Annotated in this window: 22 protein-coding genes and 1 pseudogene; 4 read left to right on the top strand and 19 right to left on the bottom strand. The window is 31.5% G+C overall.

All coding sequences use genetic code 11. The annotated features are described in order from the left end of the window. Positions 1-58: 58 nt before the first annotated feature. The gene (gene mscL, locus MPTP_RS00565; RefSeq protein ID WP_013773058.1) at positions 59-475 is read left to right on the top strand and encodes a large conductance mechanosensitive channel protein MscL; all 417 of its coding nucleotides are present in this window, start codon (positions 59-61) and stop codon (positions 473-475) included. Positions 476-782: 307 nt separating this feature from the next. On the opposite strand, the gene ytpR is transcribed toward mscL, so the two are convergent. The 4 genes from ytpR to pepA form a co-directional block, all read right to left on the bottom strand. Further along, positions 783-1409: a YtpR family tRNA-binding protein gene (ytpR, locus tag MPTP_RS00560; RefSeq protein ID WP_013773057.1), complete on the bottom strand. Its 627-nt coding sequence runs from the start codon at positions 1407-1409 to the stop codon at positions 783-785. Positions 1410-1594: 185 nt separating this feature from the next. Then, positions 1595-2056, bottom strand: a complete 462-nt coding sequence (locus tag MPTP_RS00555; protein WP_013773056.1) for a universal stress protein — start codon at positions 2054-2056, stop codon at positions 1595-1597. A gap of 441 nt (positions 2057-2497) precedes the next feature. Then, positions 2498-2812, bottom strand: a complete 315-nt coding sequence (locus MPTP_RS00550; protein ID WP_013773055.1) for a thioredoxin family protein — start codon at positions 2810-2812, stop codon at positions 2498-2500. A 10-nt stretch (positions 2813-2822) separates the two neighbouring features. Next, positions 2823-3899, bottom strand: coding sequence for a glutamyl aminopeptidase (gene pepA, locus MPTP_RS00545; protein ID WP_013773054.1), 1077 nt, complete (start codon positions 3897-3899; stop codon positions 2823-2825). A 222-nt stretch (positions 3900-4121) separates the two neighbouring features. On the opposite strand from pepA, the pseudogene MPTP_RS00540 reads away from it, so the two are divergent. After that, positions 4122-4465 (top strand): annotated as a pseudogene (locus MPTP_RS00540) (PepSY domain-containing protein). A 95-nt stretch (positions 4466-4560) separates the two neighbouring features. On the opposite strand, the gene MPTP_RS00535 reads toward MPTP_RS00540, so the two are convergent. The 5 genes from MPTP_RS00535 to fabF all read right to left on the bottom strand — a co-directional run bounded on the left by MPTP_RS00535 (position 4561) and on the right by fabF (position 9794). Beyond that, on the bottom strand, positions 4561-5010 hold the full coding sequence (locus MPTP_RS00535; protein WP_013773051.1) for a GNAT family N-acetyltransferase: 450 nt from the start codon (positions 5008-5010) through the stop codon (positions 4561-4563). Between the two features lie 361 nt (positions 5011-5371). Further along, positions 5372-6343, bottom strand: coding sequence for a ribose-phosphate diphosphokinase (locus MPTP_RS00530; RefSeq protein WP_013773050.1), 972 nt, complete (start codon positions 6341-6343; stop codon positions 5372-5374). Positions 6344-6441: 98 nt separating this feature from the next. Next, complete coding sequence (gene glmU / locus MPTP_RS00525) at positions 6442-7815, bottom strand: bifunctional UDP-N-acetylglucosamine diphosphorylase/glucosamine-1-phosphate N-acetyltransferase GlmU (RefSeq protein ID WP_013773049.1); 1374 nt, start codon at positions 7813-7815, stop codon at positions 6442-6444. 296 nt (positions 7816-8111) lie between these two features. Beyond that, positions 8112-8555 carry a 3-hydroxyacyl-ACP dehydratase FabZ gene (gene fabZ / locus MPTP_RS00520; protein WP_013773048.1) on the bottom strand — a complete coding sequence of 148 codons (444 nt, stop codon included), beginning with the start codon at positions 8553-8555 and terminating at the stop codon, positions 8112-8114. Continuing rightward, positions 8556-9794, bottom strand: coding sequence for a beta-ketoacyl-ACP synthase II (gene fabF / locus MPTP_RS00515; protein ID WP_013773047.1), 1239 nt, complete (start codon positions 9792-9794; stop codon positions 8556-8558). 288 nt (positions 9795-10082) lie between these two features. Here fabF and fabI point away from each other — a divergent pair, with 288 nt between their 5' ends. Continuing rightward, the gene (gene fabI / locus MPTP_RS00510; protein ID WP_013773046.1) at positions 10083-10835 is read left to right on the top strand and encodes an enoyl-ACP reductase FabI; all 753 of its coding nucleotides are present in this window, start codon (positions 10083-10085) and stop codon (positions 10833-10835) included. Positions 10836-11293: 458 nt separating this feature from the next. On the opposite strand, the gene MPTP_RS00505 is transcribed toward fabI, so the two are convergent. The 9 genes from MPTP_RS00505 to MPTP_RS09805 form a co-directional block, all read right to left on the bottom strand. Beyond that, the gene (locus MPTP_RS00505; protein WP_013773045.1) at positions 11294-11929 is read right to left on the bottom strand and encodes a nitroreductase family protein; all 636 of its coding nucleotides are present in this window, start codon (positions 11927-11929) and stop codon (positions 11294-11296) included. 509 nt (positions 11930-12438) lie between these two features. Further along, positions 12439-12708, bottom strand: coding sequence for a DUF6171 family protein (locus MPTP_RS00500; protein WP_048589611.1), 270 nt, complete (start codon positions 12706-12708; stop codon positions 12439-12441). Continuing rightward, positions 12705-14147 (bottom strand): alpha-N-arabinofuranosidase, encoded by a 1443-nt coding sequence (locus tag MPTP_RS00495; RefSeq protein ID WP_013773043.1) that lies wholly within the window; start codon positions 14145-14147, stop codon positions 12705-12707. Before MPTP_RS00495 ends, MPTP_RS00500 begins: the two co-directional genes overlap by 4 nt. 2 nt (positions 14148-14149) lie before the next feature. Continuing rightward, positions 14150-15127, bottom strand: a complete 978-nt coding sequence (locus MPTP_RS00490; protein WP_013773042.1) for a glycoside hydrolase family 43 protein — start codon at positions 15125-15127, stop codon at positions 14150-14152. A gap of 173 nt (positions 15128-15300) precedes the next feature. Then, a complete protein-coding gene (locus MPTP_RS00485) occupies positions 15301-15735 on the bottom strand; it encodes a DUF4064 domain-containing protein (protein ID WP_013773041.1) in 435 nt (144 codons plus the stop codon). Between the two features lie 8 nt (positions 15736-15743). Continuing rightward, positions 15744-16589, bottom strand: coding sequence for a carbohydrate ABC transporter permease (locus tag MPTP_RS00480; protein ID WP_013773040.1), 846 nt, complete (start codon positions 16587-16589; stop codon positions 15744-15746). Between the two features lie 12 nt (positions 16590-16601). Next, positions 16602-17480 (bottom strand): carbohydrate ABC transporter permease, encoded by an 879-nt coding sequence (locus MPTP_RS00475; RefSeq protein ID WP_013773039.1) that lies wholly within the window; start codon positions 17478-17480, stop codon positions 16602-16604. A 19-nt stretch (positions 17481-17499) separates the two neighbouring features. Next, positions 17500-18024 (bottom strand): type 2 periplasmic-binding domain-containing protein, encoded by a 525-nt coding sequence (locus MPTP_RS09810; RefSeq protein ID WP_013773038.1) that lies wholly within the window; start codon positions 18022-18024, stop codon positions 17500-17502. Positions 18025-18055: 31 nt separating this feature from the next. Further along, positions 18056-18730, bottom strand: coding sequence for an ABC transporter substrate-binding protein (locus tag MPTP_RS09805; protein WP_013773037.1), 675 nt, complete (start codon positions 18728-18730; stop codon positions 18056-18058). A 1077-nt stretch (positions 18731-19807) separates the two neighbouring features. Here MPTP_RS09805 and MPTP_RS00460 point away from each other — a divergent pair. Beyond that, positions 19808-20053 carry a hypothetical protein gene (locus MPTP_RS00460; protein WP_013773036.1) on the top strand — a complete coding sequence of 82 codons (246 nt, stop codon included), beginning with the start codon at positions 19808-19810 and terminating at the stop codon, positions 20051-20053. Positions 20054-20140: 87 nt separating this feature from the next. Here the strand turns inward: MPTP_RS00460 and MPTP_RS00455 are convergent, their stop codons facing one another. Continuing rightward, positions 20141-20995: a DUF1002 domain-containing protein gene (locus MPTP_RS00455; protein WP_013773035.1), complete on the bottom strand. Its 855-nt coding sequence runs from the start codon at positions 20993-20995 to the stop codon at positions 20141-20143. Positions 20996-20998: the final 3 nt, after the last annotated feature.

The raw sequence follows: 20998 nt of genomic DNA, 5'->3' as shown, positions 1-20998 counted from the left end.
AGCTTTCATTTTAAAATTTATTTATCTTTCGATATACTAAAATAAAGGAGGTTGAGAAATGCTAAAAGAATTTAAACAATTTATTATGCAAGGTAGTGTCTTGAACCTAGCTATTGGTGTAGTTATGGGTAGTGCTTTTACTGCCATTGTTACTAGGGTTGTAGATGGTTTGATTACGCCATTAATTAGTTTGATTTTTGTACTTATTACACATAAAAAAAATGCAGACCAAGCATTTGGTTCTATGGTATTTTCAGTTGAAGGTGTTCAATTTAGAATTGGTGATGTTATCAGTGCTGTTGTTACCTTTTTAATTACTGCTTTTGTTTTATTTATCGTAGTAAAACTGGCAAATAAAATAAGAAAACAACAGATTCAACCACCACCAGAAAGTGTATCAGATACAAAAAGCGAAGGCTATTTGGAAGATATTCGAAACCTACTCATGGAAAGGCAACAGAACAAAAATAATTAAAGCAATAATAAGCATTGACTTTAAAATAGATGAGTAGCACTTATTGTTATTAAATAATATTTAATAACAATAAGTGCTACTCATCTATTTTACATAACAACCCATCTAAAACAAAATAAAGAGCATGCCAAAAAAAATTAAATATACATACGTGCATTATTATTCTGTTCACCTATTAAATCTATTAGGAATATCCTTTTAAAAATTTTAATTGTTCTCAATTAGTGTTATGTATGTCATTCATTATTAGTTAAAGGAAGTGCAACAGTTTTTATCTATTACAAAATAATTTAAATTCTAATAAGATTTAACTTTGTGAATCAATATTATATGGTTCACCAATTTTTGCATCATCTGAAAGAACCATTATACCTTTTTTCGATGGTGCATTTTTGAGTCCTAGTTCGTTTGCAGAACAGATCATTCCAAAGCTTTCTACGCCACGCAATGCACCTGGCCAAATAATTTGTCCATCCGGCATCATTGCACCTGATTTTGCCACTATTACTTTTTGTCCGGCTTGTATATTTGGTGCACCACAAATGATTTGTAAAACTTCTCCATGATCAACTTCTGTCTGTGTAATCGATAGGTGATCTGAATTTGGCAGTTTTTCACATGTTTTAACATAACCGACAACAAATTTTGGTTCTTGATCATTTATCAATTTGTCAGTAAATCCAGATGTCTGAAGTACTTGATTAAGTTTATCAATCTGGGTATCAGACAGAAAAACCTGGCCTTGACCTTTGATTTCTCCTAAAATCTCTGAAACATTAAAAATGTTCCAAGCAACAACCTTCTCTGGTTCTTCCATTAAACTAATTTGTGTAACGTTTTCTTTTCGCTCAATTTTATTTTCTTTTCCTTCATCATTTTCAATAATTATTAGTAAAACATCACCAATATTTTCTTTGTTATATATTGTAATCATTTATTTTATTCCTTCCTATGCTTAAATTCTTGATCTATTCTGTTTTATATTAACAAAAAAAATTGCTTTCTGCATGCTATTTTTTCAACGAATAACCACTACAAAAAAGCAACCTCACTAGTTCTAGTGTAATAAAATTACCTTTCAACTAGAAAGTTGCTTTTAAAGTGATTTAACTCGTTGAGTTAACCATTAGAATCAGAGTGCACTATTAAAACATCGCAGGGAGCCTGACGAATCACGTAACTACTTACACCACCTAAAGTTAAACGTTCGACTGTATTGTTAATTCCTGACTGGCCAATAGCAATGACATCAATGTCATATTTTGACGGTAATTCTACAGCTAAGGATCTTTTTGGTGAACCATACACCAAAATCGTTTCTATATTACTAAATTTTACATCCTTGGCATACTTTTCACATTTCCTTAGTAATTCTTTTGAGTCTTCTGATTCTTGGTCTATCGAATTTTCAGTGATTGTTGGATAACCCATTGTGGAAAGTCCACTTTCCTCAACAATATGAACAACGACCAAGTGAGCATCATTTCTACGTGCAACTTCCAGTGCTTTTTTATACGCCTGGTCACTTTGTTCACTACCATCTACACCAACCAAAACATTCTTATAAACTTGCTTTTCCATCTATTCACCGTCTCCTTTTCTATTAATCCCTTCACTTCGTTCTATTAACTACAAATTATACTTTGAATGTTAAAAAATAGAAAATAAAATGCAAGTATTTAAATGAAAGTTCCCAGTGATAAATGAATGATCATAAAGATACTTAAAAAATAGAACAGATGATTAGAATGTCTAGTAATTTTCCAATCAAATAATAATAACATTTTTATAAAAAAGTTAATCATGTTATCTTTTACTCTGTTTAAATCATAAAAATACCAAAACTAAACTATTCAACAAAACAACAAACCAGTGATATAAATAAATCGAATTGTTAGGTGTTTAAATCGCATAATCACCTTAACAATTCGATTATAGAATTGTTTATCTTGTTATAAATAAATATTTCATATCATTAAAGATAATTGCAATGAGACTACCTAATCATTTAAAATAAATGGATCAACCAATGCTTTTTAAAAATTTTGCGATATCTTCTTTTGTTTTACGATTTTTATTTACTAAACGTCCCACTTCTTTACCATCTTGAATCACAATAAAACTTGGAATGCCAAAAATATCCCATTTAATAGCTGTATCAATAAATTTATCTCGATCAATTTCAACAAACTGGTAATCGGCAAATTCAGACTCAATTTCCGGCATAAACGGTTTAATGAATTGACAGTCACCGCACCAAGTTGCAGTGAAAAAGAAAACAACCCTCCCAGAGTTCTCGTAATTTGTTATTTCTTCTAATGAATTTGGATAAATCATTGACTAAAACCTACCTTCCATAGACAATTGTATCTACCGTTGAACAATCCAATCCTTTTAAGACTTGAATCAACATTTCTTTTGCTGCTTCAAAATCTTTAATACTAAACATCGTTTGATGTGTATGAATATATCTACCACAAACGCCAATAACCGTACTAGGGATTCCATTATTTGTTATATGTGCGGCACTTGCATCTGTTCCACCTTTTGAAACAAAATATTGATAAGGAATTTTATTTGTCTCTGCAATGTCTAATAAATATTCTCGTAGTCTAGGTAATAAAATCAAGCCTGGATCATAGATACGAAGTAAAGTGCCTTCTCCTAAATGTCCGAATGTTCCTTCTTTAGTTTGACTATCATCTGCTGCTGAGCAATCTACAGCAAAGAAAAGATCTGGTTTAAATTTATGTACAGATGGTTTTGAACCACGTAATCCAACTTCTTCTTGTACATTTGCTCCAGCAATCAATGTATGAGCGAGTGATTCATTTTGCAAGGCTTCAAGCGCTTCTAACACGATAGTACATCCATAGCGGTTATCCAAAGCTTTACTAATAATATTTTTATCATTTGCTGTTTTTATCGTTTCAACAAGTGGAACTAATGTGTCTCCCGGCCGGACCCCATATTGCTCTGCTTCTTCTTTTGATTCAAAACCAGCATCAAATAAAATATCGCTCACTTCTAAATTTCTTTGCCCATTGGTTCCTCTTAATAAATGTGGTGGCACTGAAGAAGAAATACATGGATAAACACCTTGTTTTGTTTTTAATGAAAAGCGTTGTGCTGAAACAACATAAGGATTCCAACCACCTAGTGGAACTACCCGAAATAAGCCATTTTCTTTAATTTCTGTTAGCATAAAGCCGACTTCATCCATATGAGCAGCAACCATCACTCTTGGTGCGTCTTTCTCTTTTGATTGCTTAATTCCAAAAATTCCACCTAATCCATCATATTGAATATCATCTACCAAGGGAGTCAATTGCCTTTTCATATATTGACGAATATCATCTTCAAAACCACTTGTTCCTTGTAATTCTGTCAATTCTTTAATACGTTGAAATGTTTTTTCTTCCATTTGCTGTCCTTTCTTGTTATCTTAAAATTAATTATCATTTATACAATGATAAAATAAAAGACTCACAAGAATTCCTTTCTAATTCGTTAAGTTAAGTTTATTATAACCTAATAATTTTTAATTGAACATTTTTTGTTTTTCGATATTCTTTGTTTTCTATGGTAAAATAAAGAATATTAAAACAGTTAACTACTTCCACTACTAGTTAAAGGAGGGATTTAAATGCGTGGTGAGGAAGAATTAGGATATTTTAAAGGTGGATTGACATTAGGAATTAGTCTAGGTGTTTTAAGTGGACTAACCTCTATGCTATGGTATCAGAAAAGAAAAACCTTATCGCCAGATGATGTATTGAAAAAAATTAAGAATGCTTTCTTAAAAGAAGGACCTATTGAAGGATCATGGATTGAATTTGAAAAAAACCATTAAGAAAATTTGCTGTACGTTCAAAAGTGTATACAGGGGGTATTTGTCGATTCGAAGATGATGAACTTGTTCATTATGAATTTTTGGCCGATGCTTACACAGGTACGGTTGTCTCAGTCAATCGATTGAAAAATGAATAGTAGTGCGAAAAAACATAAATAAAAATAATTAAATCGTAAAGATCGTTCATATAAGGATAGAACCTAGTCATTTAAAAGGCCCTATCCTTTTTTAATTATTTATCACTGCTAAATACTTTTCGCATCTTTATATGTGGAATATTATCTTCTAAGTAACGATCAGAAATTGCTTGAAATCCGAAGGATTCATAAAACATCTTCAAGTAAGCTTGTCCGCTGATTACAATGGGCTGATTGGGATATTTTTCGTTGATAAATGAAATTGTATGTGCAACTAGAGATTTTCCTAATCCGCTATTTCGATAGGTAGGGGCAATGAGAACTCTGCCAAAGCTAGCATAATCTTCATAATTTATCACTCTTGTATAACCAACAATATTATCTTTTTCATCTTCTAACCAGATATGCCAGGCAATTTCATCAAGTGTATCGATCTCTTGATAAGGACAGTTTTGTTCCACAACAAAAACACTAATTCTCAATTGAGCTATTCTGTAAAATTGTTCACTGGTTAATTCTTTTAATTGTTTTGTATAATAATTCATTGATAGACTTCTTTCTTAAATATTTTCTATTGATTGAAGTTATATATAAATTTATTTAATCACATTTTTTAATACCTAGCTACCCAAAAATCCTAAGTAGATCCTTTTATTTTATTAATACTCATCAATGGATGAATAAAATAGATAGACAGATTGATTCCTTATTAAAAATTAATTATATACATAAAAATAGGTTCTAAGGCACTCCTAGCTGAAAATAAATTAGAGTTAACTAAATTTAAAAAACATTTAGTTAACTCTAACCTATTTTTAATTACTTTTTCGCTTATTCAATTTTTCTAGATAATAAGCATTATCCATTTGTTGATTTAATGCTTAAGGCAATCGGTTTTCCTTGTGATTAACGATATCTTATTTCAAATAGTGGACTAACCGGTTTATTTTCATGAATTCGTTTGATTGCATCCCCGATTAATTCACTTACGCTAATTTCATCAATCTTTCCGATTTTTCTATCATCTGATAGATAAATAGAATCTGTAACAACCAATCGTTTAATCGCAGAATCTTCAATCCGTTGCAAAGCAGGTCCGGATAAAACTGGGTGCGTACAAGAGGCATATACTTCTTTTGCTCCAGCTTCCTTCAGAGCATTTGCTGCTAAAGTAATTGTACCCGCTGTGTCAATCATATCATCAATCAATACACAAACCTTGTCTTCCACTTGTCCAATAATATTCATGACTTCAGCAACATTGGCTTTTGGTCGACGTTTATCAATAATAGCAATTGGTGATTTAAGATATTCAGCCAATTTGCGGGCACGTGTTACCCCGCCATGGTCTGGAGAAACAACTACAACATCGTCTCCTTGAATCTCACGTTCCAAAAAGTAATCGGCAATTAATGGTGCGCCCATTAAATGATCCACAGGAATATCAAAGAAACCTTGAATTTGAACAGCATGGAGATCTAACGTTAACATACGGGTTGTTCCAGCTTTTTCAAGCATGTTTGCAACCAATTTAGCTGTAATTGGTTCACGAGACCGAGCTTTTCGATCTTGACGTGCATAACCATAATAAGGCATAACAACATTAATTGTTTTTGCACTAGCACGCTTTAAAGCATCAATCATAATGAGTAATTCCATCAAATTATCATTTACCGGGCTACTTGTTGATTGGACCAGATATACATGTGACCCACGAATACTTTCTTCAATATTAATTTGAATTTCTCCATCACTAAACTGATTAACTGATGATTTTCCAAGTTCTACACCTACGGCATTAGCAATCTTTTCGGCTAATGGACGATTTGAATTAAGAGAAAAAATTTTCAACCTCGGATCAAAATAATGTTTCGACATTAGAACCTCCACTTTCTTTTTCAGGCAATTACATAAACTTTATTTCCTTTTAAATAATAGTAGTCATCACAAAATAAATCAAGTGATTCAGAGAAAGTTTAGTTTAGATAAGGAAATTTTTTCGCATAATCTGATTTGTTTATCTGTTTTGCACGCGCAATTGCTAAATCATATTTATTAACATCTTTTGTAATAATTGAACCAGCAGCAATAACAGATTTTTCAGCAATTTGAACAGGTGCAACAATATTTGTTGATGAGCCAATAAATGCATAGTCGCCTACAGTTGTTCGATATTTATTCTTACCATCATAATTAACAAAAACAACGCCACAACCCACATTAATATTTTTTCCTAAGCTTGCATCACCTACATACGTAAGATGTCCAACTTTTGTTCCTTCATCAATAAAAGAGTTCTTGACTTCAACAAAATTCCCAATATGGACATGTTTTCCAATTGTTGCATTAGGCCGCAAATGTGCAAAGGGACCTACATCTGACTCACTATGAACCTTGCTTTCTTGAATCACAGAATGTTTCACTACTACTTTATCTTCAATAATACTATCGATAATTTCAGAATGTGCACCAATGATACATTCTTTGCCTATTTTTGTTTTTCCCTTTAATTGAACACCAGCTTCTATAATTGTATCTGGTCCTATAGAAACTTCTCCTTCAATATACGTGCTTTCAGGATCAATAAAGGTTACACCATTCATCATATGCATTTTAGCTAAACGTCGTTGCATGATTTTATTTGCTTCTGCCAAAGCAACCCTGTCATTCACACCTAAGGCTTCTTCAAAATCAGCCATTTGAAAAGCAGTAACAACCTTACCTTTATTTTTTAAGATTTCAATTACATCTGTAAGGTAAAATTCACCTTGTGAATTATCTGTAGTGATTTGAGATAAGGCAGAAAATAGATCGCTATTGTTAAAACAAAACATTCCAGTATTGACTTCCTTGATCAACTTTTCTTTGTCATTCGCATCTTTTTGTTCAACAATTTTTTCAACAAGTCCTTTGGCGTCACGGATAATTCTACCATAGCCGGTTGGTTCTTCTGTATATGCAGTTAAAATTGTTGCACTTGCTTTTTGTTCTTGATGGTAGTCAAATAGATTATTGATTGTCTCGGTTGTTAATAAAGGCGTATCTCCAGTAACAACCAGAGTTATTCCTTCCTTATCACCTAATAATGTCTCTGCTTGTAAAACAGCATGCCCTGTCCCTAGTTGTTCTTCTTGAAGAACATATTCACAACGTTCATTTAATTCTTCTTTAATGGCTTGTGCACCATACCCAACAATGGTAATAATTTTTTGTAGATGTGCTTTTTCTACCTGGCCTAAGACATTCTCTACCATAGATTTTCCGGCTACAGAATGTAGTACTTTATATAGATTAGACTTCATACGTGTTCCTTTACCAGCAGCTAAAATAATTGCATACCGATTTTCCATTATTTTCACTCCAGTTTCTATTTGCATTTTCTTTTTAATATATATTTTTTACATTTTTCCTATAAAACTCTAATTTTCAGTGTAGCTTACTCTAGTCGTTTTTTCAACTAAACTAGTTAGGAAATGGTTTTTCTATTCTATTTACTTTTAAAAATAGAACCCATCAATAAAGAGTTTTTTCTCATTTTTATTCTTTTATATTTTCTGCATATTTCAACTCATTCTTAATATCAAATAAGACATAGAAATTAAATTTCTATGTCTTATTTGATATTAAATTTAATTGTGTTTTTAAATTAGCGTGTTTCCTGACCAATAATAAAGGTAAATTGACATTCACAAACCTTCTTGCCTTCAACATATGCTGCTGCTTGTGCTGTTCCGATTGTTTCACGTTGTTTAATAATTTCAAAATGTAATTTTAATACATCTCCTGGAACAACTTTTTGACGGAATTTTGCTTTATCGATACCACCAATATAAGCAGTTTTGCCATTAAATTGTTCAGTCTTTAAAATTAGAATCGAACCGGCTTGTGCCAAAGATTCAAGAATCAAAACACCTGGCATTGTTGGATTCCCTGGAAAATGTCCTTGGAAAAATTCTTCATTAATTGTTACATTTTTTGTTGCAATAATTTTTTTATTTGGTGTTAACTCATCCACATAATCAATATAACAAATTGGATATCTATTTGGGATTAACGCCATAACCTCTTCAGCTGTTAGTACTTTTTCCATTTATTTTTCCTCCCATTTCTTCATACAAATGACTGCATTATGCCCACCAAATCCAAAAGAATTGCTGATAGCATATTTTGCATTAATTTCTCTAGCACCCTCGCTAATATAATCAAGATCACAAGCTGGGTCAACAACTTGGTATCCAGCAGTTGGATGGGCAACTCCTTCTTGCAAGGTTTTTATACATGCAATCGCTTCAACACCGCCTCCAGCACCTAACAAATGTCCAATCATACTTTTTGTACTTGAGACAGGTATCTTAGCAGCATTATCACCAAAAACACGATGAATAGCTGTTGTTTCAGCTGCATCATTTGCTGCAGTGGATGTACCATGTGCATTTATGTAATTTACTTGTTCAGGTTTGATTGTCGCTTCAGTTAATGCTTGTTCAATTGCGCCAGCTGCACCACTACCATCTTTTAAAGGAGCCGTCATATGACTTGCATCGCAATTATTACCATATCCGACAATTTCACCAAGGATCTTAGCTCCTCTTCTTTGTGCATGTTCTAATTCTTCTAGTATCAACATTCCAGCACCTTCACCCATAACAAACCCTGTACGTTCAGCGTCAAAGGGAATCGATGCCCGATTTGGATCTGTCGAAGTACTTAAAGCACTTAAAGCAGCGAATCCTGAAATACCTATTTCACAAACCGCAGCTTCTGCACCACCAGTGACCATCATATCCATCTTACCATTTTTAATTGCTTCAAAAGCTTCACCAATAGCATTTGTAGCAGATGCACATGCTGTTACAACCGTTTGTGAAGGTCCCTTTGCACCAAGACGAATAGAAATGTTACCAGCAACCATATTGGCAATAACCATTGGAACAAAGAAAGGTGTCACCCGTTTTGGACCCTTTTTATCCATCACTCTTACTTGGTCTTGTAAAGTTGTCATGCCACCGATTCCACTGCCAACAATAACTCCCAATCTTTTAGGGTCTATTTCTTGTTCTGATAATCCACTATCTTCCAAAGCTTGTAAAGCTGCAACCAAGCCATATTGGGAAAATAGATCCATTCGTTTATATTCCTTTCTATCCAATACTTCTTGAGGATTAAACTCTTTTACCTCACCAGCTAAAGTAATTCCAGTTTCCTTAGAATCAAATTTAGTAATTGGATTAAACCCTACTTTTCCTTTTATCAGGTTTTCCCAATATTCTTCAACAGTATTGCCTATTGGAGTAATAGCTCCCATTCCAGTAACGACGACTCTTTTCATGATTTCCTCCGTACTTATAATGCAATTTTTAGAATAAATATATCATTCTTACCAATAATTTTTTAAAATTAAGTAAAAATAGTTTGACTTTCAAAGTATTTTAGTTAATAATTCAGACATCAAGAAAAATGCATACCTCACAGAATTGTTTAGTTAAGCATTCTTATTCTTACACAGATGATACCAGTTGCATTTTTATCCGTCAACTTAATAATAAAATTAATTTTAAACAAGAACTGATAGGTAGGCGTTTTTCAAATTAAATGAATAAAATAAAGGAGTTTCTCTATGTTTTTAAAAGACAAAAAAATTGTAGTGATGGGTGTAGCCAATAAAAAAAGTATCGCTTGGGGATGTGCAAAAGCCTTAAGAGAACAAGGCGCACAAGTAATTTATACATACCAAAATGAGCGTATGAAAAAACAAGTGGCCAAATTAGCAGATGAAACAGACATTTTAATTGAATGCGATGCTGCTTCCGATGAATCCATTGAAAAAGCATTTACTTTTATTCAGGAATCTGTCGGAAAAATTGATGGTCTTGTTCATGCCATTGCTTTTGCCAATAAAGAAGAATTATCAGGCAATATTAGTGATGTCTCTCGTTCTGGTTACGCTTTAGCACAGGACATCAGCAGTTATTCCCTTTTAGCTGTCGCGCATTACGCTAAACCTTTATTGAATCCAGGTTCTGGTATAGTTGCATTAACGTATTTCGGTTCAGAGAGAGCTGTTCCAAATTATAATGTAATGGGCGTTGCCAAAGCTTCTTTGGAAGCTGCAGTAAGATACCTAGCTTATGAATTCGCTGTTAATCAAGTCCATGTTAATGCAATATCTGCCGGTGCTATTAAAACGTTAGCTGTAACAGGTGTTAAAGATTATGATCAATTAATTAGAGTGTCTAACGAACGTGCAGCTGATAATGTAGGTGTCACAATTGAAGAAATAGGTAATACTTGTGCCTTTCTAGTCAGCAATCTTGCTAGTGGTATGATCGGTGATACCATTTATGTAGATAAGGGTGTACATCTCATTTAATTTTATTATTATTTATTTATATGATAGACATTTTTCAAATTTTTATTAAATTTTAATTTTGTTAATTATTTTTAACTATATACCTAACTTACAAATATTAGAATGGTTTTGTTTTTAACTATTCATCTGTTTATGATAAAAATAAATAATCATTCAGTAAAATATAAACTAATTAAAAAATATTCAAAATATCAATATAGGTTGATATTTTGAATATTTTTATTTGATTTATCACTTAAATGGTTAAGAAAAATAATAGCTTTATGCTACATTCGTAATCTACTCATCTCTTACTTAAAAAGTAGTAAAGTAATTGGGTACTTCTTTTAATATCTTATTTTCATCACTTATTTTAATTACAAAAGATCATGTTATCAGAATTCTCTTTTATTGCTAATAATTGTGAATCATATCCTTTAACAGATATATTTTAATTTTTAAATAAATAATTTAAATTTTTATTTAAAATAAGTAATTTCTTCTGCAGGCAGACGAAAAGATGGGTGACCTTCTTCCACTGCTTTTCCTATAGCAAGAATAAGAACTGGCATATAACGATCTTTATTTAGGTCGAATGTTTCCGCCAATTGGTCAGCTTGAAAATAGCCGATTGGATTTGTATCATATCCATAAGACCGAGCAACCAACATTAACTGCATAGCTGCCAAACTACTATCAATTTTTACAATATCATTCATCTCTTGTTTTGAAAGATTTTCATAATAAGGAATAAATGTTTCTAATCCCTTATTCTTTTCTTCTTTTGACATCTTTCCTTCTTTATAGGCTTGATCACAAATTCTTTCACCGTACTTATAACATTCCATATCACCGAAAATTAAAATCATAGCTGAAGAAGTATCATTTTGTTTGATATTTGGGCCAATCAACGGTCTTAATTTCTCTTTTCCTGCATCACTTTCGACAACAACAAAACGCCAAGATTGCATATTAACAGAAGAGGGTGCTGCCGTTGCTTTTTGAATAATTTCAAGTAATTCCTGTTTGTCAATTTTGACATTTTTGTCAAATTCACGAATCGATCTTCTTTCAAATACAATTTTTGCAAAATCATTTGTCACTGGTTTTTCCATAAGATCCCTCCTAATTTTTATTCTATTTTATCATGATCAACCTTTTTTTCTTTAAAATCAAGAAGATTTTTATTGTAGCCAAAACAGAGGAAGCAATCAATGGAATAAAATTTCCTCATCTTTTATATAATCAACTATATGCCTAACTTAACTATATACCTATAGATAAAAGGCAACTATATACTTGGAATTTCTAGGGTTAAATAAAAAATTAAATGTATAATATCATTTCAAAAATAATTACAAATTTGAATTTTTGATTTTAAATTTTTATTCTCTATGTCTATCTTTATTTATAAATATAACTTTCTATCTATCTCTTCTTTTGTTTATTTGATGATTATTGATTTGTTTTTTTAGAAATTACTAGTTCGGCTAGACGGCATTTAACCTAATGAATTAATTAATACAGAAAAACATTCCAGTCTATCATTTGCATAATAGACTGGAATATTTAATATTTGCTTTGCTTAAGAATTACTGCTTTAATATTGTTCCAAACGGAATATCTAGTTATAAAATGTTTTATCTTTATACCAATAATCCATTGGACATTTCTTATGTTTTAGACTAGCACGAAATCGACAATAACAACCACATTTTGTGCAGGTATTTTCCACTTTAAAAGAACATTGATTGCAAATTGTTAAGCGCTGCTTGACAATTTCTTGGTTAGCTAAATCTATCTCAAGACTCAACTGCTCATCAATTAATGCATCAACCACTTTCTGATCGAATGATTGAAGTCGATCACAATTTTTACAACCTATTTTTGTCATTCGCCTAGTTGGATTGTTACTACCGACTTAGCTGGAACCATTATCGTTAATTTCCCATTTTCTAGCTGACAATCATTAAAATCTTGAATAATTACATCTTCTGGATGATCAAAATCATTATAGCTATTCATTTTTTCACCAGTTAAATAGCGACTAGAAATAATTTTAGACCAATTACTTTCAAAATCAAAAGTAATGGCTTGGTTTTCATCAAGGTTATAATTACAAAGTGAGAGATTAAGCATGTTATTTTTTTTGGAAGCTGTCATTGTCATATTTTTTGGTAAATCTCCATACATTTCAACATGTGCTGCTTCTTGATGGATTTTATATAGGTCAAAGACATGGTAGGTTGGTGTTTTAATCATTTTATCACCATCTGTTAAAATCATTGCTTGTAAAACATTAACCATTTGAGCAATATTTGCCATATGAATACGATCGGCATATTTATGAAAAATATTTAAAGTAATGGCTGCTACCATAGCATCACGTACTGTATTTTGTTGATATAAAAATCCTGGATTGGTTCCAGGCTCAACAGAAAACCAAGTGCCCCATTCATCAATGATTAGACCAACACGTTTTTCTGGATCATAAACATCCATAATTGCTGCGTGTTTTTTTATAAGTTCTTCCATATATGCTGCTTTTTGACAGGTAACAAACCATTCCGGTTGATCAAAGTCAATTGCACTTCCTTTTTCTTCCCAGCCTTTTGGATGTACATAATAGTGTAGACTTAACCCATCCATCAACCAATGAGCATTTTTCATTAAAACTTCTGTCCAGTGATAATCAGCAACGTTCGCTCCACCAGCAACTTTATAGATTTTTTTATCACCATATTGACGGACATAAGTCTGGTAACGACGGTATAAATCAGCATAATACTCTGGACGCATATTTCCACCACAGCCCCAATTTTCGTTACCAACACCAAAGAACTTCATTTCCCAAGCTTTTTCTTGTCCATTTTCTTTTCTTAAATCAGCCATTGGTGAAATGCCATCCATCGTGATATATTCAACCCACTCAGACATCTCTTGGACTGTACCACTTCCAACATTGCCATTCACATAGGCTTCACAGCCCAGTTGCTTAATCAGTTCAAAAAATTCATGTGTGCCAAAGTGATTGTTTTCAGTAATGCCACCCCAATGTGTATTCACCATTTTTTTTCGTTTTTCCTTTGGACCAATACCATCTTTCCAATGATACTCATCTGCAAAGCAACCACCCGGCCAGCGTACAACAGGAACCTGAATATTTTTCAATGCTTCAACGACATCGTTACGTATCCCATTTGTATTTGGAATATTTGACTCTTCACCTACATAAATTCCTTCATAGATACAGCGACCTAAATGCTCTGCAAATTGACCATAGATATACTTGCTAATTGTTGCTCCCTTTTTTTGATCTAATAATTTTATCATTTTTATTCTCCTTTAAAATTCATCTCTATTCCCGGCTTACCAAAAATAGGAAATCCCTGTTTATCCCATGTAAATGTTTGTGCATAGGTATGACGATTTGGATTTGAAAGTGGGTCTGTAAAATCATTTTTCTTAGGTCTGGCATGAAAAATGAGAATATCAGTTTGATCATTTTCCCCTTTAGTAAATGAGTTATGTCCTGGACCATAGAATTGAGTTTCTTCACAAGTTTTAAAGATAGGATCTTGTAATTTATACCAAGAAAAGCCATCTAATAAATCACTATCCTTAAATGCCCATAATAATCCCATAGCGTAATTTTCATCTGTAGCACTTGCTGAATACGTAATAAAAACTTTATCTTTATGCTGAATAACAGCTGGTCCCTCATTTACTTTAAATCCAATTTTTTCCCAATTATATTCAGGAATCGATAATAAGGTTTGTTTTCCTTTAAGTGTCCGAGGATTTCTCATTTTAGAAATATATAAATTTGAGTTACTTGGAATTCTTGGGTCTAATTGAGCCCAAACGTAATACAATTGTTCTTTATGTGTAAATATTGTTGCATCTAAACTAAAACTATCAAATTGGGTCGTAATCTGACCTTTTTCTTGCCATTGATTGTTCATTGAGTTTTCCTGAGCGTTTTCAATTACAAACATCCGATGATGATGTTTTTCGTTACGTAATTTACTATGATCACTTGCTGCAAAATAAATGTACCACTTGTTGTTTAAATAATGAATCTCTGGTGCCCAAATCAGCTGACTTTGTATGCCAGTTTCTGGTGCCTGCCAAACTGTTACCCTTTCGGCATTCTCTAAATGATCTAGTGACCTTGCCCGTCTTAGTTCAATACTTTTATAGCCAGGTACACTCCCAGTAAAATAATAATAATTATCTGTATGTTTATATACCCAGGGATCTGCTCTTTCTTTAACATTTGGTTGCTTACTTTTTGCCAATATCGTTTCCATCAAATTTCTCCTTGTTTTCTAAAATTGCTATTTTATCTTGTTCATTTCTATTGCTTATCTAGAATCTTAATGATTTATCTCTTTCTATAGGTATTTATTAAATCCCTTAATAGACATCAGCCAACTATTTCCTATTTTTAATTTTCTCTTTTATTGAATATGACTATTCGTTTTCATTTCTCTTTATCAGTGAATATTTTATTTATTGTAAATTGTTTTCTTCGCATCGCTTTATTTCTAGCCATATAAAGCGTTAAAGTAATTAAATAAAGAAGAATACCAATGATATCAACAGATATAAAAGAAAGAACGAGACAAAAACTTAACCAACAAATCATCTTTTTATCAATTGGAGATCTATTTATTGTATGTGCCATAACTAGACTAATTAATCCAATACAGAAAATAAATAATCCATAAATCATAACTACATGAATGACATTGTCTAAGAAACTTGATGAAAAATAGGAAGTCTGTTGATTTTGATTAAAAAGATTACTGCCTTTTTCTTCTAACCAATTAGAATAACCAAAAATAGTCAACAATGAAGTCAGAATATTCCAGATTGCTGCGGCAATCAAAAATCTTTTTTCTGTTTTTCTATTCATTATTTTCACTATCCTTTTACACCTGAATTTAAATTCATTGATTGAACAAAATACTTTTGAGCGAAAACGAATAAAAGTAAGGTGGGAATAATCGCTAGAAAAGCTGAACCCATTAATTGACCAATCAGACGATAGTTTCCATAGATGTCTTGTAACAACAATAGTCCAGCTGTAACCGGCATTTTGTTTACATCATTATAAACAATTACTGGCCATAAAAAATCATTCCATGATGCTGAAAAAGAAAATAATCCACAAACAATTAACACAGGACGAATCATCGGCAACATAATTTTTGAATAAATTGCAAATTCGCCAGCTCCATCAATTCGAGCAGATTCATCAAATTCTTTTGGAATACCACGCATAAATTGACGAACCAAAAAAATATTTCCCATTCCGGCTAATCCAGGAATAATCATTGCAGCTGGTGTATTTACCCAACCAAACATTTGTACAATTTTATAAGATGGGATAATATTTACAATTCCTGGAAACATTGAAATACCTAACAATAAAAAGAAAATTTGGTCTTTATATTTATAAGAAATTCTTGTGTAGCCATAAGCAGTGAAAGAAATAACAAAAACAACTAAAATAGTATGTGTGGTGGCAATAAATAAAGAATTACCTAACCATCTAACAATAGGAGCAGTTGAAGTGTTGTTTAAAATTTCAATATAGTTTTCAATTACCCAATGTACAGGTAATAATCGAAAGCCATCTGATACGACTTCTGTTTGTGAGCGAAAAGACGTTGTCAAACCAAATATAATTGGAACTACCCATATAATGGATAAAACGGTTAAAAAAAGATAGGCGATCCATTTAGAAATTGAAAAATGTTTTTCCATGGGTTTTTCCTCCTAATCCGCATTTCTATTCATAATATAATATTGAATTGCTGAAACAACTAAAATAACCAATCCTAATAAAACAGCCATGGCAGAAGCGATCCCTGCAATCGGTTCCCCATCTCCGAACGCCAAGCTACGGATATACATCATTAACACACTAGTCGTCTGATTTGGTCCACCTTTTGTTAACATCAAAGGTTGTGCAAAAACATTAAAACAACCAGCAGTTGTCATTACGACTGTATAAATTAATGGAAAGCGGATGCCGGGTAATGTAATATGAATTAATTTTTGAAAGGAACTAGCACCATCAATGTTTGCAGATTCATACAAGTCTTCACTGATCCCTGCAATGGCTGCTCGATAAATAATCATATTTCCGCCAATACCACCCCATAAACTTACAATAATAATTAAAATCCAAGCATAAGGTTGCTCTGCTGCCCATGTAATATTAATGCCAAATAAATTGCTTAACATCCCTAATTGTGAATTAAAAATCAACGACCAAATCAACGCTGCTGCAGAAATAGAAATCAAGCCTGGTAAATAAAGAATACCTTGAAAAATACCTTTAAGTTTTATTTTTTTGTTTTCTAAAGCAGCTGCACAAAGTAAGGGAATAAGAATTAATAAAGGTACCATAAACAATACAAATAACAATGTATTTTTCATTCCAATAGTAAATTGTGCATTAAAAATTGAATCATGATTAAAAATAGCTTTATAATTATCTAAATCAATCCATTTTGGACTAGACATCAAATTCCACTGGGTAAACGAAGCAAAGATACCATAAATGGTAGTAATAAGAATAAACGTAATAAATAATAACAAATGAGGCCCAATAAAAGTCCAGAATTTGACTGTTGTCTTATGATCTTTCATTTTTATCTACTCCTTTCTTTTACTTAATTGCATTCACCTGGTCTGTTACAAATTGTTGCATTTTTTTCATTCCTTCATCGATACTAATATTGTTGTACACAATATCAAAACAATATGTATCAATCGCTTTTTGAACATATGGATAATAGACATACGTAAAGACATGTAAAGAATCAAGTTCTTTTTTACTGGAAGTGAAAAAAGATTGTGGGTATTTTTTAAATTCTGGTGCTTCATAAACCTTTTTACTTGCAACAACTTGCCCAGCTTTTGCCCATTCCATTGAATTATTTCGTATATATTCTAAAAATTTTGCAATTCCTTTTTCTTTTTCTTTTGTTCTCGCTTTATTTTTTAATAATGCAAACATATGTGAAGAGCCTCGATTGTTTATCTTATTAGGACTTGGCGAATAAACATTAGTTACACCATAATTTAACCCTTTGACCTTATCATGAGCGGTAGATGTCCATATGCCATCTTTAGAAAACAAAACATGTCCAGACTGAAACATAAGATAACCATCTTCTCCATTTGGTGTCATTAACTTTTCATCTGCTAACTGCTTAATTGATTCAAGCGTTTTTTTTCATCCCTGGCGTATCTAATGTTGGGTTTCCTTTTGAATCTTTGATATCTCCTCCATAATTGACTAGATTGGATAGAATTACCCAAGAAAGCAAAGCGTTATTTACAACAAAATCTCCAGGTTTCATTTTTCCTTGTAAAGAAAGCATTTCATCAAATGTCACTACCCCGTCATCTAAAAAGTGTGTAATGCCATACTTTTTTAATAAATCCTTGTTATAATACATTGCACTAGAATGGATATCTAAAGGAACTGTATACTGGACATTTTTATAGGTTCCCGCTTTCCATGCCTGCGGAATATAATTTGATTTTTTAATATTCGGCTGCCATTTCATAACATTGTCCATATTATCTAACATATTTGCTTTAGCAAATCCGGGTACTCGATCTGCATGAATAATAGCTAGATCAGGAATATCTTTTTTAGACGCCATAACAGAATAAATTTTAGTATACATATCTGAACTTACAACTGCATAAATTGGATATTCTGGCTTTGTTTTATTGTATGCTTTTACCATACTATTCATATATGTACCGTCGTCTCCTACAAGAGGATTCCAAAATGTAATCGTTTTAGATTCTTTTTGCTGACTACAGGCAGTTAATAATAAGAAAAAACCAACTATCATAATACTGTAAACCACTTTTTTCTTCATTCTCTTCCTCTCCTTTATCATTTAATCTTTCTATCTATTCAATAGAAGTAAATTCTAGAAGCAAACTTTGAAGTAATCTCATATTTTTAACATATCTATTAAGTAAAGATAAAAATTTTCTAGCAATATCAAAATAAAAAAGAAACTACTAAATTTCAATATATATATGCTCTTTTTTATAAATATAAACATTAATATATCCTCATTATATATTTTTGTAGTAAGCGTTGTCAATAAGATATAAATTATATTTTGTTAAATAAAAAAACGATTAAAAATTAATATAATTATTAATTGTTTTCACCTAATACCTATTTATATATATTATTATCATTATTTATAATATAAATTTATGAATCGTTTCAGCATTCTACTAACAAACTTCTCTTTTTTAGCTAATAGTTATTTTAATAATGAGTTGAAGAATTTCAGATCCTATTTTCCATTCTAAAAATAATTTTAAACTTTTCATAAAATTGAAAAATATTAAACTTTATTCACTACTCAGAATAAGATGAATAAAAATCAATAATTATCATTAATAGTAATATTGCTTAATCTACAAATGAAGTGTAAAATAACAGCCATATAAAAATTAAATCTCAGCTTGATATGGCTAACTAAAAAATACAACAACCAAATAAATATCAAATAGTTTTATTTATTTTGTATAATACTCTTGAAAAATAAATAAATTTTAATTTGATATTTTTATTTTTAAATCTATTTATCGGAGGAAAAATGCAGTTTATTTTAATCATAGGAGCCATTTTATATTTTATTTATGAACAATTTGAATTTTCAAAGGTTTCAAGATTTAGTCTTTTGACATTACCAATCATTACATTTGTTCTTTTTTATCGTTCGTTTTATTTTTCAAATCGTAATTTTTTTATTTTATTGACTATTTTCATAGTTGCCACTGGAATTGGGATTTTTCAGACACTGAACACTTAGGTCTATGAAAAAAATATTCAAAAATATTTTTATACAAATGATGTAGGTGAGGAGAAACAAATTTATGAAAAGATTATTTTTTCTAAGGGTGGCACAAGCTATCTAGTTGGATGGTTATTATTGTTTATCTTTCAGATTATCATTGGTGTTTTAATCGATGCTGTTCCCATTTCTTTCCATGGTACATTTGAGGAGATCACGAAAGAAATTCTCAGCGATATCTTAGAGCCTTATCATATCTTTAGAGCCAATAATACATGGTATACTTGGGCAATTTATTCTATTTCTAATTTAGTTTATTTAATTTGTTCGTTAAGAAAATATCCAATACTCAAAAAAGTCATCTTTGAACAAAAAATAGGTTAAACAAACTATCCATTTATCATTGATGACCTATTAGGGATTTATTTACAAATATAAACGATAAAGAAATTTAAGCAAAAATAAATTGTATTATAAATGGTTACCAAACAAGCCACCGAAAAAGGCTTTTATACTTTCAAAAGCTGTTGCAAGAAAACCTTTTGCTTGTTCCATCTGTACACCGTATTTATCTTGTAGGTCTTTTGTGATATTATGTGCTAATTTTTTATAACGAGAAATACTTTCCTTATCTAAAATTGAATTTTTATTTTGAATATATACCTTGGACAGAGAGACCAATCTTTGAATATCTTCCTTATTCAATTTATCTTCCAATCTTGCATTTTTTATTGCATGATTTACAATTTCCTCAATCTGTTGATCAGTGACTTGTTTATCCTTAATTTCTGCTAATTGGGTCTTAATTTCAGTTAAGATAGCAGATAATTGAGTATCCATTTTGGCTTTATCTTCATAAGATTTATCTTTCATTCCTGTATTATCTATAATGGATGCTGTTGTTTGCAGCTCTTCTTGTGCTGTATAAACTTTATCCGGGTTTAAGGTCACTCCCTGGTCTTCCAGTGCTTTATAAAGGCCAGCCAATGCAGATTCTCCTGATACTGGACCCACAGAATCCAATGAAGCCACCCGAATTTCTAAATTCGAGACACCAGCAGTAGTTAGAGGTGTTGTATATCCTGCTTCTGTAACTAAAACAATATTCTTAGGTGTTAACACCTTGACAACATTTTGTCCCTCTCTAACTGTACGTGTTATGTAAACAGAAGAAAATAGTCCAGATGTCTTTGCTCCAATGATATGTAAGTAATGATCTACGTCGCTGCCTTCCACTTTTAAAGTTTTATAATTTTGTTCTTTGATTTTTAAAACATCTCCAACGGCTTTTTCCTGAGTTTCATTTAAGCCACCACCAAATGCCAATGT

Source organism: Melissococcus plutonius ATCC 35311, from assembly GCF_000270185.1.
Lineage (GTDB): Bacteria > Bacillota > Bacilli > Lactobacillales > Enterococcaceae > Melissococcus > Melissococcus plutonius.
This window is presented reverse-complemented; position numbering and strand designations above follow the sequence as displayed.